At 59.2% G+C, this 15,547-nt stretch carries 14 protein-coding genes and 1 pseudogene; 11 read left to right on the forward strand and 4 right to left on the reverse strand.

Annotated elements, in window-relative coordinates:
• Positions 1-66: 66 nt before the first annotated feature.
• Positions 67-486 carry an Hg(II)-responsive transcriptional regulator gene (gene merR, locus C5F53_RS04605; RefSeq protein WP_105260110.1) on the reverse strand — a complete coding sequence of 140 codons (420 nt, stop codon included), beginning with the start codon at positions 484-486 and terminating at the stop codon, positions 67-69.
• 65 nt (positions 487-551) lie between these two features.
• On the opposite strand from merR, the gene merT reads away from it, so the two are divergent.
• The 10 genes and pseudogenes from merT to C5F53_RS04655 all read left to right on the forward strand — a co-directional run.
• Complete coding sequence (merT, locus tag C5F53_RS04610; protein WP_105260111.1) at positions 552-902, forward strand: mercuric ion transporter MerT; 351 nt, start codon at positions 552-554, stop codon at positions 900-902.
• Positions 903-915: 13 nt separating this feature from the next.
• Positions 916-1,191 carry a mercury resistance system periplasmic binding protein MerP gene (gene merP, locus C5F53_RS04615; protein ID WP_105260112.1) on the forward strand — a complete coding sequence of 92 codons (276 nt, stop codon included), beginning with the start codon at positions 916-918 and terminating at the stop codon, positions 1,189-1,191.
• Positions 1,192-1,214: 23 nt separating this feature from the next.
• On the forward strand, positions 1,215-1,637 hold the full coding sequence (gene merC, locus C5F53_RS04620) for an organomercurial transporter MerC (RefSeq protein WP_105260113.1): 423 nt from the start codon (positions 1,215-1,217) through the stop codon (positions 1,635-1,637).
• Positions 1,638-1,677: 40 nt separating this feature from the next.
• Positions 1,678-3,390, forward strand: a complete 1,713-nt coding sequence (gene merA / locus C5F53_RS04625; protein WP_105260114.1) for a mercury(II) reductase — start codon at positions 1,678-1,680, stop codon at positions 3,388-3,390.
• Between the two features lie 186 nt (positions 3,391-3,576).
• Positions 3,577-4,029 carry a hypothetical protein gene (locus C5F53_RS04630; RefSeq protein WP_105260412.1) on the forward strand — a complete coding sequence of 151 codons (453 nt, stop codon included), beginning with the start codon at positions 3,577-3,579 and terminating at the stop codon, positions 4,027-4,029.
• 200 nt (positions 4,030-4,229) lie between these two features.
• Positions 4,230-5,513, forward strand: coding sequence for a TolC family protein (locus C5F53_RS04635; protein WP_236635210.1), 1,284 nt, complete (start codon positions 4,230-4,232; stop codon positions 5,511-5,513).
• A 1-nt stretch (position 5,514) separates the two neighbouring features.
• The gene (locus C5F53_RS04640) at positions 5,515-7,170 is read left to right on the forward strand and encodes an efflux RND transporter periplasmic adaptor subunit (protein WP_105260116.1); all 1,656 of its coding nucleotides are present in this window, start codon (positions 5,515-5,517) and stop codon (positions 7,168-7,170) included.
• Entirely contained in the window at positions 7,167-10,310 is a 3,144-nt protein-coding gene (locus C5F53_RS04645; RefSeq protein WP_105260117.1) for an efflux RND transporter permease subunit, read from the forward strand. The genes C5F53_RS04640 and C5F53_RS04645 overlap by 4 nt, the downstream gene beginning before the upstream one ends.
• Before the next feature lie 120 nt (positions 10,311-10,430).
• Positions 10,431-10,778, forward strand: coding sequence for a copper-binding protein (locus tag C5F53_RS04650; RefSeq protein WP_105260118.1), 348 nt, complete (start codon positions 10,431-10,433; stop codon positions 10,776-10,778).
• 603 nt (positions 10,779-11,381) lie between these two features.
• Positions 11,382-11,483 (forward strand): annotated as a pseudogene (locus C5F53_RS04655) (hypothetical protein); the annotation flags it as partial.
• 1,251 nt (positions 11,484-12,734) lie between these two features.
• On the opposite strand, the gene C5F53_RS04660 reads toward C5F53_RS04655, so the two are convergent.
• Entirely contained in the window at positions 12,735-13,082 is a 348-nt protein-coding gene (locus tag C5F53_RS04660; protein WP_105260119.1) for a hypothetical protein, read from the reverse strand.
• A gap of 118 nt (positions 13,083-13,200) precedes the next feature.
• Here C5F53_RS04660 and C5F53_RS04665 point away from each other — a divergent pair, with 118 nt between their 5' ends.
• Positions 13,201-13,464: a helix-turn-helix domain-containing protein gene (locus C5F53_RS04665; protein WP_255413697.1), complete on the forward strand. Its 264-nt coding sequence runs from the start codon at positions 13,201-13,203 to the stop codon at positions 13,462-13,464.
• On the opposite strand, the gene C5F53_RS04670 is transcribed toward C5F53_RS04665, so the two are convergent.
• Both C5F53_RS04670 and C5F53_RS04675 read right to left on the reverse strand, forming a co-directional pair.
• Positions 13,451-14,410 carry a hypothetical protein gene (locus C5F53_RS04670; protein WP_105260413.1) on the reverse strand — a complete coding sequence of 320 codons (960 nt, stop codon included), beginning with the start codon at positions 14,408-14,410 and terminating at the stop codon, positions 13,451-13,453. The genes C5F53_RS04665 and C5F53_RS04670 overlap by 14 nt on opposite strands.
• Before the next feature lie 119 nt (positions 14,411-14,529).
• Entirely contained in the window at positions 14,530-15,540 is a 1,011-nt protein-coding gene (locus C5F53_RS04675; RefSeq protein WP_105260121.1) for a YqaJ viral recombinase family protein, read from the reverse strand.
• Between the last annotated feature and the right edge of the window lie 7 nt (positions 15,541-15,547).

Raw genomic sequence — 15,547 nt, forward strand, 5'->3', positions numbered from 1 at the left:
GCTCCAGAACTTGGGCCAACTGCAAGAGGCCATCTCAAAAACAACAGTGATTAAATCTCACCTAGGTTATTGACGGTCGACGTCACCCTGTAGTGACGCAATCAGCGGGCAGGAAACATTTCCCTGCCGCGAATGGCAGGCGCACACCAGTTCAGACAGAGCGGTTTCCATGCGCGCCAGGTCGGCCATCTTCTCGCGCACGTCCTTGAGCTTGTGCTCGGCCAGGCTGCTGGCTTCCTCGCAGTGGGTGCCATCGTCGAGCTGCAACAGCTCGGCAATCTCGTCCAGGTTGAACCCCAACCGCTGTGCCGATTTCACGAATTTCACCCGAACCACGTCCGCACCGCCATAGCGGCGGATGCTGCCATAGGGTTTGCTTGGCTCGGGCAGCAAGCCCTTGCGCTGATAGAAACGGATCGTCTCCACATTGACGCCCGCCGACTTGGCAAAAACGCCAATCGTCAGGTTCTCAAAATTGTTCGCCATATCGCTTGACTCCGTACATAAGTACGGAAGTATCTTACGCTGTCCAATTCCAAAAAGGCCAACCTATGTCTGAATCGCAAAACGGGCGCGGTGCGCTCTTCGCCGGCGGGCTGGCCGCCATCCTTGCGTCGACTTGCTGTCTGGGACCGTTGGTATTGGTTGCCCTGGGCTTCTCCGGAGCCTGGATCGGCAACCTGACGGTGCTGGAACCCTACCGCCCGTGGTTCCTCGGAGCTGCGCTGTTGGCGATGTACTTCGCTTGGAAGCGCATTTACCGACCGGTGCAAGCCTGCAAGCCTGGCGATAACTGCGCGATCCCGCAGGTGCGCACTACCTACAAGCTGATTTTCTGGATCGTGGCCGTGCTGGCCTTGGTCGCGCTTGGATTTCCCTATGTCGTTCCTTTTTTCTACTAACCAGGAGTTCACCATGAACAAGCTATTTGCCTACCTCGCACTTGCCGCTGTCGTTGCCCCGGTGTGGGCCGCCACCCAGACCGTCACGCTGGTGGTTCCCGGCATGACCTGCGCCGCCTGCCCGATCACGGTCAAGAAAGCGCTCTCCAAGATCGAAGGCGTCAGCAAGGTCGATGTGGGCTTCGAGAAGCGCGAGGCCGTCGTCACTTTCGACAATACCAAGACTAGCGCGGAGAAGCTGACCAAGGCTACCGAAGATGCCGGCTATCCGTCCAGCGTCAAGCAGTGAGCCACTGACCCGGGAGCGACATCATGGGACTGATGACACGTATTGCCGATAAAACCGGCGCGCTCGGCAGTGTCGTTTCCGCGATGGGCTGCGCCGCCTGCTTCCCGGCGCTCGCCAGCTTTGGCGCAGCCATCGGACTGGGCTTCCTGAGCCAGTACGAGGGCCTGTTCATTAGCCGCCTGCTGCCGCTGTTTTCCGCCCTTGCTTTCGTGGGGAACGGGCTGGGCTGGTTCAGCCATCGGCAATGGCATCGCAGTCTGCTCGGCATGATCGGGCCGGCCATGGTGTTCGCGGCCACGGTCTGGCTGCTGGGCAACTGGTGGACAGCGAACCTGTTGTACGTCGGCCTGGCCTTGATGATTGGCGTGTCGATCTGGGATTTCGTCTACCCCGCGCACCGTCGCTGCGGCCCGGACGGCTGCGAACGCCACGCGAAACAAGGCTGACGGCGTTAGCCGGCGGCCAACACAGAAAAGGAACAATGGGATGACCACCCTCAACATCACCGGCATGACCTGCGACTCGTGCGCAGTGCACGTCAAGGACGCCTTGGAGAAAATCCCCGGCGTGCGCTCGGCGGACGTGTCCTATGCCAAGGGCAGCGCCAGACTGAACATTGATTCCGGCACGTCGCCCGATGCGCTGACTGCCAGCGTGGCCGCCGCCCTGGCCAAAACGGGTTATCAGGCCACGCTCGCCGCCGATGCGCCAGTGACTCCGGTGGGTGGCGGATTGCTTGGCAAGGTGCGCGAATGGCTGGGTAGTGAGGACAAGGCCAGCCACAGCGCCGGACGGTTGCACATTGCCGTGATCGGTAGCGGCGGGGCCGCGATGGCTGCGGCGCTAAAGGTCGTCGAACAAGGTGCACGCGTCACCCTGGTCGAGCGCGGCACCATCGGCGGCACCTGCGTCAATATCGGCTGCGTGCCGTCCAAGATCATGATCCGCGCCGCTCATATCGCCCATCTGCGTCGCGAAAGCCCGTTCGACAACGGCATCCATCCGGTTGCGCCGGCCATCCAGCGCGCAGCGCTGTTGGCCCAGCAGCAGGCGCGCGTCGATGAACTGCGCCACGCTAAATACGAAGGCATCTTGGAGAGCAAACCCGGTATCACCGTGCTGCATGGCGCAGCGCGTTTCAAAGATAGCCGCAATCTGGTCGTGCAACTCAACGGCGGCGGCGAGCAGGTAGTGATGTTCGACCGCTGCCTGATCGCCACCGGCGCGAGCCCGGCCGTGCCGCCGATTCCCGGCCTGAAAGACACGCCTTACTGGACTTCCACCGAGGCGCTGGTCAGCGAGGCTATCCCTGAGCGGCTGGCCGTGATTGGTTCGTCTGTCGTCGCGCTGGAACTGGCGCAGGCGTTCGCCCGATTTGGCAGCAAGGTGACGATCCTGGCTCGCAGCAGGCTGTTCTTTCGCGAAGATCCGGCCATCGGCGAAGCCGTCACGGCGGCGTTCCGCGCCGAAGGTATCGAGGTGCTGGAACACACGCAGGCCAGCCAGGTCGCCTATGTCCATGGTGAAGGGGACGGCGAATTCGTGCTGACTACGGCTCACGGTGAGCTGCGCGCCGACAAGCTGCTGGTCGCCACCGGCCGCGCGGCCAACACCCGCAGTCTGGCCCTGGACGCGGCGGGCGTCGCGCTCACCCCGCAAGGCGCTATCGTCATCGACCCCGGCATGCGTACCAGCGTGGAACACATCTACGCCGCCGGCGACTGCACCAACCAGCCGCAGTTCGTCTACGTCGCAGCAGCGGCCGGCACCCGCGCCGCCATCAACATGACCGGCGGTGATGCGACCCTGAACCTGACCGCGATGCCGACCGTGGTGTTCACTGACCCGCAGGTCGCCACCGTCGGCTACAGCGAGGCGCAAGCGCACCACGACGGCATTGAGACCGATAGTCGCACGCTGATGCTGGACAATGTGCCGCGTGCGCTCGCCAACTTCGATACACGCGGTTTCATCAAGCTGGTGGCCGAGGTGGGTAGCGGACGCTTGATCGGCGTGCAGGCGGTCGCGCCGGAAGCAGGCGAGCTGATCCAGACGGCCGCGCTGGCGATTCGCAACCGGATGACGGTGCAGGAGCTGGCCGACCAGTTATTCCCCTACCTGACGATGGTCGAAGGGCTGAAGCTCGCGGCGCAAACCTTCAACAAGGACGTGAAGCAGCTTTCCTGCTGCGCCGGGTGAGTAAAAGGCGAAACCTTACCTCCTTTTACAATCTCGGGAACTATTTGTGACAGCCACGATCCCAGCAACAGAAACCAACGAAACACCCGCTATGCCGGTTCAGTTCTACTTGCAGCCTCAATTTACTGGCGCTCTCCGCGCCGGGTGGAGCGCGCCGTGGATGGACGCCTTACCAGGATGGCTGTCATGACTCGCCAGTTTTTGCGGTCAGTTGCCGGGGTTCTGATTGGCGTTTTGCTGTTTGCGCAGATGGCCATTGCAGCTTATGTTTGTCCTGGCGTTTCCGTGTCGGCAAACACTCAAATGCCGTCCATGGAAATGGTCAAAGCCAGCTCCGATACTGCGGCCATGCCGATTGCGAGCAATCAGGCGACTCCTTGCGCAAGCATGGGCGAAGACATTGCGCCGGTTGCCATGGATTCCCAGAATGCCAACCTGTGTGTCGAGCATTGCAAGGTTGGACAACAAAGCGACCAGGCATCCACTTTGACCGTTCCTGCTGTTTTGCTGATGGCGTTGTACTTCGCGCCGCTGGTGCCTGCGCCTGTGGCCGAACTGCCCCCCGTAGCGGCCACCCCAAGTGCCCTGGTTGCGGCTTCTCCGCCGCACACCATTTTGCACTGCTGCTTCCGAATCTGATCTTCCAGACGAATTTGCGCTGACGGCCTATTAGGCTGGTTCAGTGTATTGGTCGTGCCCGTTTGCGGCTGCCAGCATCAAGCTGCGCTGCCTCACCGGGCCGACATGAAACCACTGTTTCGTTGTCTGGAGAATCCATGTTTTCTGATTCATTTAAAGGTGCGTCACCCCGTTGCCACCGTCCCTCTTGGGGCTGCTTATTGGCCCTGGGTATAGCCATCGTCAGTGTCAACGGCTACGCCCAACAGGCTTTGTCTCTCGATCGGGCTTTGCAGCTTGCCAAAGGTCGATCACATCAACTCACAGCCCAAGATACCGCTGCCAAGGCCTCCCGCGAAATGGGCATTGCCGCTGGCCAACTGCCTGACCCTACGCTCAAATTAGGCATCAACAACCTGCCGATCAACGGGCCAGATCAGTTCAATCTGACCAATGACTTCATGACCATGCGGTCTGTCGGTGTGATGCAGGAGATCACACGCGGTGACAAGCGCAAGGCCCGCTCTGCCCGCTTCAACAGTGAGGCCGAGGTCGCGGAAGCCGGCCGCGCCGTGGCCCTTGCCAACCTGCGGCGTGACACCGCCATGGCTTGGCTGGACCGCTATTACCAGGAGCGCATGCTCGACGTACTGCGCCCCCAACGGGCCGAAGCGGGTCTGCAGATCGAAGCCGCCGATGCCGCCTACCGTGGCGGACGTGGCACACAAGCGGATGTATTTGCCGCGCGCTCCATGGTGGCGCAGATAGACGACCGCATCCGCCAGATAGAGAAGCAGATTGGCACGGCCAAGATCAAGCTGGCGCGCTGGGTGGGTGAAGATGCGTCCCAGGCACTGGATACACCGCCCAGCTTGGACGCTGTTCCTCTTGATCTGCTCGGTCTGGAGGACCAGTTGGCCCACCATCCCCAGATCGCCGTGATGGCCAAGCAGGAAGAGGTGGCTCGCGCAGATGCGGATGTCGCACAGAGCAACAAACGCGCTGACTGGAGCGTGGAGCTGATGTACAGCCAGCGAGGCCCGGCCTACTCGAATATGGTGTCGGTCAACGTCTCAGTTCCATTGCAATGGGATCAAAAGAACCGCCAAGACCGGGAGCTGTCCGCCAAGCTGGCTGCCGCCGAGCAGATGCGTGCCCAACGCGAGGAGGCCACGCGGGAGCATGTGGCAGACACCCGCATGTGGTTGCAGGAGTGGCAAAGCAACCACGAACGTCTGGCGCACTACGACAGTGACCTGATACCTCTTTCGCTTGAGCGCACCCGCGCCGCGATAGCCGCCTACCGGGGTGGGAGTGGCCAGCTCACATCGGTACTCGAAGCCCGGCGCATGGAAATCGACACCCGCATGGATCGCCTGCGCCTGGCGATGGAAACCGCAGCCCTCTGGGCGCAGCTGGAGTACTTGATTCCTGCTGAGCACCAACCGACTAAGGAGCCGCGCCAGCCCTCACTCCCCACCCCAACAACAGCAACGGAGAAATAACATGACAAAACTCAAACCACTGCTGATTGGCTTGGTCGGTGCGGGCGTACTCGCAGCGAGCGGTTACGGCCTATACAACATCGGAATGCAGCGCGGCATGGGCATGGCTGACGCCGCCGTCCCGTCAGCGGGAGCCGTCGCCACACCCGCAAACGTATCGCCCGGCGCGGTTCCTCAAAGTATTGCAGAAGGTGAAGCCGCGACACGCCGCCATATTGAGAAAGGCGTCAAGGCTGGTGATATCGACCCCGCCAACGGCAGCAAGATTTTGTATTACCACGATCCCATGGTGCCCGGCAATAAATTCGACAAGCCAGCTAAATCTCCGTTCATGGACATGATGCTGGTGCCCGTGTATGCCGACGGGGATACGGGCAATGACGGCAGCAAGGTGACCGTCAGCCCACGCATCCAGCAAAACCTGGGGGTTCGGACCGCCGAAGTCACCGAGGGCATGTTGTCGCCGCAAGTCTCTGCCGTGGGCAACATCGCTTTCAATGAACGCGACCAGGCCTTTGTGCAGGCCCGTGCCACCGGCTACATCGAACGTCTGCATGTTCGTGCTACCTTGGACCGGGTGAGCAAGGGCCAAGCTTTGGCCGAACTCTATGTGCCCGATTGGATTGCTGCACAGGAGGAATTTCTGTCGGTGCGGCGCATGCAAGGCACAGACCTGGCAACGTTGGTTGACGGTGCCCGCCAGCGCATGCGCCAGGTGGGTATGAGCGAAGAACAAGTTCGACTGGTAGAGAGCAGCGGTAAGACCCAAGCCCGCATCACACTGGTCGCCCCGATAGGCGGCGTGGTGGTCGAACTGATGGCCCGTGAAGGCATGACAGTGATGCCGGGCGCCACGCTGTTCCGCATCAACGGGCTTGGCAGCGTGTGGGCCAACGCCGAGGTGCCCGAAAGCCAGGCTGCCTTGGTTCGCCCAGGCACCAAGGTACAAGCCAACAGCGCAGCCGCACCCAGCACCAATCTGCGCGGCACGGTGCAAGCGATATTGCCCGAGGTGAATGCCGCGACCCGCACACTCAAAGCCCGTGTGGAGCTGCCCAACCCCGGAAATGTGCTGGTGCCCGGCATGTTCGTCAACATGCAGTTCATGGACATGCGGGCCGAAAAATCCCTATTGATCCCTACCGAAGCCGTCATTCAGACCGGCAAGCGTGTGGTGGTGATGCTGGCCGAAGACAAAGGCAAATTCCGTCCGGTCGAGGTGGAAACCGGCATCGAGAGCAACGGCCAAACTGAAATCAAGCGGGGACTGCAAGCCGGGCAGCGCGTGGTGGTGTCATCGCAGTTTCTGATCGATTCGGAAGCCAGTTTGAAGGGGGTAGAGGCTCGCCTCAACGACGCGCCCAAGCCAACCGCAGCCAATACCGCGCCCCGCCATGACGGCGAAGCCAGGATTGAAGGCATTGGCAAAGACAGCATCACCCTGTCGCATGGCCCGATTCCAACCCTCAAATGGGGTGCGATGACCATGGACTTCAAGCTGCCTGCCAGCGGCAAGCCGCGCAATCTGGAGCCGGGTGACAAAGTGAACTTCGAGTTCTACATGGATGCGGAAGGCCTGCCGCAAATCACCCGCATCAGCGCCATGGCCCCCGAGCCCAAACCGGCCACAGCCAAACCAGCCGGGAGCAAGCCATGATCGCTAAGCTCATCCGTTGGTCTATCGGAAATCGCTTTCTGGTGTTGCTGGCGACCTTGATCGTGGCGGCCTGGGGTGTCTATTCCGTGGTGCGCACACCGCTGGATGCCTTGCCCGACTTGTCGGACGTGCAAGTCATCATCCGCACCAGCTATCCCGGCCAGGCACCACGCATCGTCGAGAACCAGATCACCTACCCGCTGACCACCACCATGCTGTCGGTACCGGGGGCCAAGACGGTACGCGGGTACTCCTTCTTTGGCGACTCGTTCGTCTACGTGCTGTTTGAAGATGGCACCGACTTGTATTGGGCGCGCTCCCGCGTGCTGGAGTACCTGAACCAGGTGCAATCGCGCCTGCCGCCCGGTGCCAAGGCCACATTAGGCCCGGATGCCACCGGTGTCGGCTGGATTTACCAGTATTCGCTGGTGGACCGCTCGGGAACACAGGACGCATCCCAACTGCGGGCGTTGCAAGACTGGTTCCTCAAGTACGAACTCAAGACCGTGCCCAACGTGGCGGAGGTGGCCAGCATAGGTGGCATGGTGCGCCAGTACCAGATCGTGCTACAGCCGGACAAGCTGGCGGCCTACGGCATTCCGCACAGCAAGGTGGTTGAAGCCATTCAGAAGGGCAACCAGGAAGCTGGTGGTTCGGTGCTGGAGCTGGGCGAAGCCGAATACATGGTGCGGGCCAGCGGCTATCTGCAATCGCTAGACGACTTCCGCAAAGTGCCGCTGATGACTACGGCCACTGGTGTCTCGGTGCGTCTCGGTGATGTGGCGCGTATCCAGCTCGGGCCAGAAATGCGCCGGGGCATTGGTGAACTCGATGGCGAAGGCGAAGCTGCGGGTGGCGTGATCGTGATGCGTTCCGGCAAAAACGCGTTGGAGACCATTGCCGCTGTCAAAGCCAAACTCAAAACCTTGCAGGCCAGCTTACCCAAGGGAGTGGAAATCGTTCCCGTCTACGACCGCTCCGGGCTGATCGAGCGGGCGGTGGAGAACCTGGGCTTCAAGCTGCTGGAAGAGTTTGCGGTAGTGGCGGTGGTGTGTTTCATCTTCCTGTTCCACCTTCGTTCGGCCCTGGTCGCCATCGTGTCGCTGCCGCTGGGCATTCTGGCCGCGTTCATCGTCATGCACTACCAGGGGGTGAACGCCAACATCATGTCGCTGGGTGGTATTGCGATTGCCATCGGGGCCATGGTGGATGCCGCCGTAGTGATGATCGAGAACGCCCACAAACATCTGGAGCATTGGAACCATGCGCACCCGGATCAAAAGCTCCAGGGTGATGCCCGCTGGCGGGTGATTGGGGATTCCGCAGCTGAGGTAGGCCCTGCGCTGTTTTTCTCGCTCCTCATCATCACCTTGTCGTTCATCCCTGTGTTCACACTGGAAGCACAGGAGGGGCGTTTGTTCTCACCACTGGCGTTTACCAAGACCTACGCCATGGCAGCGGCAGCGGCATTGTCTGTCACGCTGATCCCGGTGTTGATGGGCTACCTGATTCGGGGTCGTATCCCGGATGAAAAGGCCAACCCGCTGAACCGCTTTTTGATTGCTGTGTATCGCCCCTTGCTGAACGTGGTGCTGGCCTGGCCCAAGGCCACACTGGCAGTCGCTGCGCTGCTGCTGGGCTTGAGCCTGTGGCCGCTCCAGCACATAGGTGGTGAGTTCATGCCACGCCTGGACGAGGGGGATTTGCTCTACATGCCCTCCGCGTTGCCGGGCTTGTCCGCAGGTAAAGCCAGCGAACTGCTGCAACAGACCGACCGGCTAATCAAAACCGTGCCCGAGGTGTTGAGCGTCTACGGTAAAGCAGGCCGGGCAGAGACCGCCACCGACCCCGCGCCCATGGAGATGTTCGAGACGACCATCCAGTTCAAGCCCAAAGACCAATGGCGGCCCGGCATGACGCAGGACAAACTGGTGGACGAACTGGATCGCATCGTCAAGGTGCCCGGCCTGGCCAACATCTGGGTCCCGCCGATCCGTAACCGCATCGACATGCTGGCCACAGGCATTAAGAGCCCGGTGGGGGTCAAAGTGGCCGGGACCGACCTGGCCACCATAGACCGCCTCACCGGCGAGATCGAAAAAGCGCTCAAGGACGTGCCCGGTGTCAGCAGCGCGCTGGCTGAACGCTTGACGGGCGGACGCTATGTGGACGTGAGCATCAACCGCGATGCCGCCGCCAAGTTTGGCATGAACATCGCTGATGTGCAGTCTGTCATCACCTCCGCCGTGGGAGGCGACAACATCGGCGAGACGGTGGAGGGCTTGCAACGCTTCCCCATCAACATGCGCTATCCGCGTGAAATCCGCGATTCGCTGGAAAAGCTGCGTGTGCTGCCCATCACCACAGAGCGCGGCCAGCGGCTGGTGCTGTCCGACGTGGCCGACATCCGTATCACGGATGGCCCGCCCATGCTGCGCAGCGAAAACGCCCGCTTGTCCGGCTGGGTATATGTGGACATTCGCGGGCGGGACCTGCGTTCTGCGGTTCAAGACATGCAAAAGGCCGTTGCAGCGCAAGTGGCCTTGCCTGCGGGTTACTCGGTGTCGTGGTCAGGGCAGTTCGAGTTTCTGGAGCGTGCCACAGCCAAGCTCAAGGTGGTGGTGCCGTTCACGCTGCTCATCATCTTTGTGCTGCTGTACCTGACGTTCCGGCGGTTTGACGAGGCCCTGCTCATCATGGCAACGCTGCCCTTTGCCCTGATTGGCGGCATCTGGCTGCTGTACCTGCTGAACTACAACCTGTCGGTAGCGGGCGCGGTGGGCTTCATTGCGTTGGCCGGGGTGTCAGCAGAGTTTGGGGTCATCATGCTGTTGTATCTCAAGCACGCCTGGGATGAGCGCATCGCGCAGGGTAAGAGCAGCACCGAAGACCTGCTGGATGCCATCCGCGAAGGGGCTGTGCTACGGGTACGGCCCAAGGCCATGACGGTCGCCGTCATCCTGGCGGGCTTATTTCCGATCATGTGGGGGACGGGCACGGGTTCCGAGGTGATGCAACGCATTGCTGCGCCCATGGTGGGCGGGATGATTACGGCGCCGCTGTTGTCCATGTTTGTGGTGCCTGCGGTGTACTTGCTGATGCGCCGCACCCAAAGAAAACAGGGAGGTGAACACCCGTAGAACCCAGCCTCTCTCTCTTTTACCCCTTCATGCGACTTGAATTCTGCGCGTGAAAGTAACGCGTACATCCATGCAGTCGAGCGTCGGTTTCGCTCAAACCATTTCAACCAAGGAAATTAAATGAAAAAGTTCTCGTACTCTGCTCTCGTTGTTGCATTGCTGTTGCCTGCTACGGCAGTTTTGGCCCAGCAAAAAATGGGGGATATGAAACCCATGGACTCAGCCATGAAGCCGTCAGCTGAATCCAAAGTGACTCACAAGGCCACGGGCGTGGTTAAGAAGGTTGATTCCAAAACGGGCGTCGTCACACTCGCCCATGAGGCCGTCAACAGCATGAACTGGCCTCCGATGACCATGGGCTTCATGGTCAACGACAAGATGCTGCTCGACAAGTTGCCCGTGGGCAAGAAAGTGAACTTCGAGTTCATGCAGGATGCGAAAGGATATGTCTTCACATCGGTCCAGTAGCCGTTATCTGCAGAAGTTGCCACCATGGGGCTCTACGAACTGTGTGGTGCAGTTGCTGACATGGCATCTCAGTACAAAGAAATCACCAGTTCCTTGCTAAATGCTTCGTTCTCGAACAGAAAGTCCTCCCTGGAAACCGACGAAGCCCGGTTGCGTACGTACCCCGCAGGGTTGGCCACGACGCGGTATCGGCCCACCTGATATGTTGGCGCCGATTGAATCTTGACAGTGTCAATTTTCGATCGGCGCCAACAGGAGCTGTTCTTGCAGCGGCTTCAAACTACTTTCGGCATTGGGACGAGTGGAGAAAGACATCGCCACCCACGACAAGACAGGCGACTTCGATAGATGTCCTGAACGCAGTTTTGGACAGTGCCGGTTTGAAGCAGAGCACACAGCGACTCTTGGGGGTCGAGGGGATATGCACAAAGATCCTGGAAGTACTGAGCGATGGCGACTTCGAATTACTCACGGGGAGAGTCTTCGCATTCGCCAACGGGTTGAAGCCCCGCCCCATAGGCTGATGTCGAGTGGCCCTTCGAAATACTAGGGTTTACCCGCACTCCAAAGCGCTACAAATAGCACCTAAACCTAGATCACCCCTACCTGGTTGACGGTGTGGCACTGACCCGATGGGATATGGCTGGAGCCGGCATCGCGCTGGTGGGAATGGCGGTTATTGTTTTGCAACCGGCCAGCCACTGACGACTGCATTGAACAGGTTGGGATGAGTAGCTACTTAGCAGCAGACCACGTTGGGTGTGGTGGGTGCGTGCGCAGCATGTTGTGCGATTCCCCTGGCGATCCCGATCATTGGTGCGTTGTCGGTCTCCGGCCTGTCTATCCTGGCTATTGACCAATTTTTCCAAGGGGCGGCCGGAATCGCCGTTGCAGTAGCCATCAGCTTGGCGGCCGCTGCTGGGGTGAGTGTTTGGTATGTGGGGCAGCGCCGCAAGCAGGCAGCAACTGCCCAAATCCGGGCTGCTTGCTCCACCCCAGACAGCAATGGGAATGGTGGCTGCGATTGTTCCAAAGGCACGGTATAAAGCGCCGAGAGATACTGCTAACAATGAGCGGCATCATACCCAAGGCTGGCACTCTCGATCGAAGGTGAACGCTGGGCATTTCAAGCAATCACAACAAATACCCTTGTCAGGCTAAGCTCTTTTGGAGCCGGGATACAGGCCACTATGGAAAAGTACATCCCAATATGTTTTCGATTTAGTGGGTTTGTCAATGTGCAAACCCACTAACTTGGTTGCTTGGCGTGCGCACGCAAAACTCATAGTAAAACTAAGATCAGCCCAAATTCTTCATGTTGCCTTGCATGCTCTCAAAAGACTGTTTATGAAACACAAAAAAAATACGGCCCCAAGTAGGGTGACACCTGCGGTCACTGAGCTAAACACAATTCTTGAAGAAGTGAAAAAGCTAGACTGGGTGGCACTTGATCGGCAAATCAACAAAGACACTGGTACTTGGAAGCGTGTTCAGGAAATATCTGGCATTCCTCTTTCCCCTGAAACTAAGCAGAAGATCAGTCACGCCCTCACAGGGCATAGTGTGTCTCCCAGCACAAGGATAAAGATATCTACATCGCTACGGAAGTATCACGTGAAACGAAACCAAGACAAATTGGCGGCTGGTGCAACGCCTCCCAACTCGGTTGACGATTCAGCTGGCATCATGGCTCAATCAATAGAATCGCCATCCGCTCCACTTGACCACTTGGAGCCTGAAGAAGCGCCGAACCGACGTGCGAGCGGCCGGCGCAGGTAGACCTCGAAGGGATTCAATAACAACACGACAAACCTGCATCGTCCGTATACAAAACAGGCTGATGCGACGAGCGACCTAGTTGGCGCTGGCAGGCTAACATGCGATCATTCGGGACTGTTTGAGATCACAACAACAGCAAGAAGCACTGGGTACTTATGCCCCTCCCCCTCTCAATTCCTAGCGCTTGTAATCAATCGTCAAAGTCCCCGTAACCGCGTTTTTTGCGATCTCGTAGTCCGGATTCCAGGTCGCCAAGTTGTGGATACCCATCGCAATTCCCGCTGCCCATCCCCCAATTACCGTTGGAGAAATCGGAATCGCCGCCGCAGCCATCGTGGCCATACGCCCTTTGGTATAGACCCGGCACTTCAGGCCTTTTGACTCAATGACCTTCTCCAAGGTCGCAACCGCCTCAGTCATGTTCAGCCTCCCCACGTCCTCCAATACAAAGGACTTGCGCTGATCAATGAGCTCAGCGACTTTTTCGTTAGAGACGGTGTTGATCGAGTACACAGAGTAGTCCATGGTTTTCAGTTCCTTTAGGTTGAAGCGCGATCCCGCGTGTGATCACTCAAACTCACTTTAGCATGAATGATACTTAGATTCTGTAGACCTAAAATCATCTAAATATGACGCTCAGGGGGTGCCAGCAACCAAGCCCCCCATTCCCAAAACACTACCCGCCAAAGCCTTGTTTGGCCTGCGACTTCGCGCCGCGCGGGTGGAGATGGCCGTGTCTCAAGAAGAGCTGGCAGACCAAGCCGATCTGCACCGAACCTACATCGGCCAGGTTGAGCGTGGGGAGCGGAACATCTCCGTCGACAATATGGAAAAACTGGCTGAAGCCGTAGGCCAGGATCTCTGGCGCATGCTCCAGCCAGAGGAACGCGCTGTCACGAAGGCCTAGAAAGCGACTTCGCTGGACGTGTAGCGACACTGTTGAAGACCTTGCGATCCAACTTCTGGCTCAAAGTGTCCTGACCAGACCGCAGCACCGTACCTTGCGCTCCTTCTGCCGGTTCTCCCCCGTCCACCCCCACTGTGTCCGCCGGTGGATAGAACTCCTCCAACACCGCCCCACCCTCCTCGGCAGATTCTTCAAACGCCCCAGCCGCAAAGCCCAGGCGCGCTGCCTCATCTAAGCCTGATTGGTCTATCCCGGCAGCCTGGCGAGCTTCGTCCAACCGCCTAGCCTCTGTCACTGCCTCAGCCATGCCCATCCCCACCCGGATAGTCAAATCCACGTAGTAGATTGGCGCGCGATGGCTTTGCGCAGTGGACTTCCCCCGCAGCTTGAGCTCCATGGGGAGCGTTGCCAACCTTCCACCGGAGATGGCATGGAAGTACTTCAGCCTTGCAGCCAAGGTGCGGATGGAGTTGTGCCCCGTCGTACGGAAGATGAACGAACCCAGCTCATCCTCATCCCCAATGAGCACGTTCAAACGTCCATAGGGCTTGCAGTTTCCACCCTGCCCCATCTGACAGCCATCCGGTCCTGGGCATGGCAGTTCCTGAATACCGTCCACGGTTGAACGCTTGCAGCTGTCTCCATTACCTACACACAGCGGTCGTCCACTCTGGCGATCAAAGTAGTGGTAGCTGGCCCGCAGGTTCAGGTCTGGGTCATTGAACATGACGCGCACCGGAATGGAGCGCAGTTTGTTGTTGGCGTCACCCTCTTTGCGCAGGCTAAGGTTGAGGGGGTGCAGCATCCAGCCGTCTTTGGTCTGGACCTGGGTGGTGATGGTGAATTCGTCGTCTTTTTCAGGGAGTCGACGTCCGCCTTTCTCCACAACTTTGCCGATGGAGATACGTCCCACGATGGGGGGTGTAATGGCCAATCCTTTGAGCATGATCGTTTCGTCCTTGTAGGTGAGCAAAAAAATAAGCCCCACTCCGGTCCATCCGGGGTGGGGCTTGTTGGGTTGAAGTAAAAAGTTCGCTGTCGGGCTGGGTTGTCTGGATCGCTCCATCAGTCCTTAGCCACGTTGACCAGAAACCGTCTGCTGCCGGGTCTGGGGATGGCGTAGGTCTCTTGGTAGTCCGGGTGGTCAGCCAGGATCTTGGGGAGGTCGATGTCCACCCCGTCCTTGCTGCGTCGCCAGGTGACATCACCAGTTTCAAACACGGCCTTGGAGGCATCCCCCATCTGTTGCTGGATCCGCTGTTTGAGCAGCGCTTCCAGCTTGGTCTGGGTATCCAAGGTCTGTCGAACGGCTACTAGGTCAGAGAAGGCAGCTGACATCTCTAGGTCCTGGCTGAAGTCCACGGTTGATCCGACATCGTTGGGGTACAGACGCCGAAGCGCTTGGTCCGCAGAGTCAGATCCATCAACCGGTGGTGCTACATCCGACTGGACATAGCCCCAGAACACTTCTTCCAGCTGGATCAGGCGTTCTATCAACAGGTCGTCCCGCTTGATGCGGTGGATCTGCAGTTCCTGGCCGCCGATCAGGACAGCGACGTCGGCTGCCCGTTTGCCGGTGACCGCTAGCTGGTGTTGTACCTGCAGCTGCACGTATTCGGGGACGCCTTCTTTCCAGAGACGGGCCCCTTGGACACCAGCTGTTTTGCATTCCAAGATCTGGACTTCGGGAACCCCGATGATTTCTCGGTCCAGGTTGGCCAGCAAAAAAGGATGGTCTGGGTGCTGCAGGACCGCGTTGACCTTGCGGACACGGTTGCCAGTGCGCTTTGCATAGGACGCAGCAACAATGGGTTCCAGCAGAGAGCCCCAGTAGACCGGGGTTGACTCATCGTTGACGTCGATGGGGGCAAAGAGGTCATCACGACCGGTTTTCTCCATCCAGAGTGCGAGCTGGGATTTGTAGGGGTTCAGGCCAACGGCAGCAGCGGCATCAGAACTTCCGATCCCGTTTCGGCGAACCGAGAGCCAGTCTTCGCGGCTGAGGTCGTTGGTCTTCACCAGCTTGAGGGCTGGGCGTGGCCGGGCCTCCCGGTCCAGGGCTAAGGCTTTGGACATGGGTTTC

Origin of the sequence: Rhodoferax sp. TS-BS-61-7 (assembly GCF_002943465.1) — a bacterium.
In the GTDB taxonomy this organism is placed as follows: domain Bacteria; phylum Pseudomonadota; class Gammaproteobacteria; order Burkholderiales; family Burkholderiaceae_C; genus Allorhodoferax.

Coding starts and splice junctions, on each gene's coding strand:
- C5F53_RS04660 (WP_105260119.1), bottom strand. CDS start 13,082: ATGGACTACTCTGTGTACTCGATCAACACCGTCTCTAACGAAAAAGTC.
- merC (WP_105260113.1), top strand. CDS start 1,215: ATGGGACTGATGACACGTATTGCCGATAAAACCGGCGCGCTCGGCAGT.
- C5F53_RS04675 (WP_105260121.1), bottom strand. CDS start 15,540: ATGTCCAAAGCCTTAGCCCTGGACCGGGAGGCCCGGCCACGCCCAGCC.
- C5F53_RS04645 (WP_105260117.1), top strand. CDS start 7,167: ATGATCGCTAAGCTCATCCGTTGGTCTATCGGAAATCGCTTTCTGGTG.
- merT (WP_105260111.1), top strand. CDS start 552: ATGTCTGAATCGCAAAACGGGCGCGGTGCGCTCTTCGCCGGCGGGCTG.
- C5F53_RS04650 (WP_105260118.1), top strand. CDS start 10,431: ATGAAAAAGTTCTCGTACTCTGCTCTCGTTGTTGCATTGCTGTTGCCT.
- C5F53_RS04670 (WP_105260413.1), bottom strand. CDS start 14,410: ATGCTCAAAGGATTGGCCATTACACCCCCCATCGTGGGACGTATCTCC.
- C5F53_RS04640 (WP_105260116.1), top strand. CDS start 5,515: ATGACAAAACTCAAACCACTGCTGATTGGCTTGGTCGGTGCGGGCGTA.
- merP (WP_105260112.1), top strand. CDS start 916: ATGAACAAGCTATTTGCCTACCTCGCACTTGCCGCTGTCGTTGCCCCG.
- merR (WP_105260110.1), bottom strand. CDS start 486: ATGGCGAACAATTTTGAGAACCTGACGATTGGCGTTTTTGCCAAGTCG.
- merA (WP_105260114.1), top strand. CDS start 1,678: ATGACCACCCTCAACATCACCGGCATGACCTGCGACTCGTGCGCAGTG.
- C5F53_RS04630 (WP_105260412.1), top strand. CDS start 3,577: ATGACTCGCCAGTTTTTGCGGTCAGTTGCCGGGGTTCTGATTGGCGTT.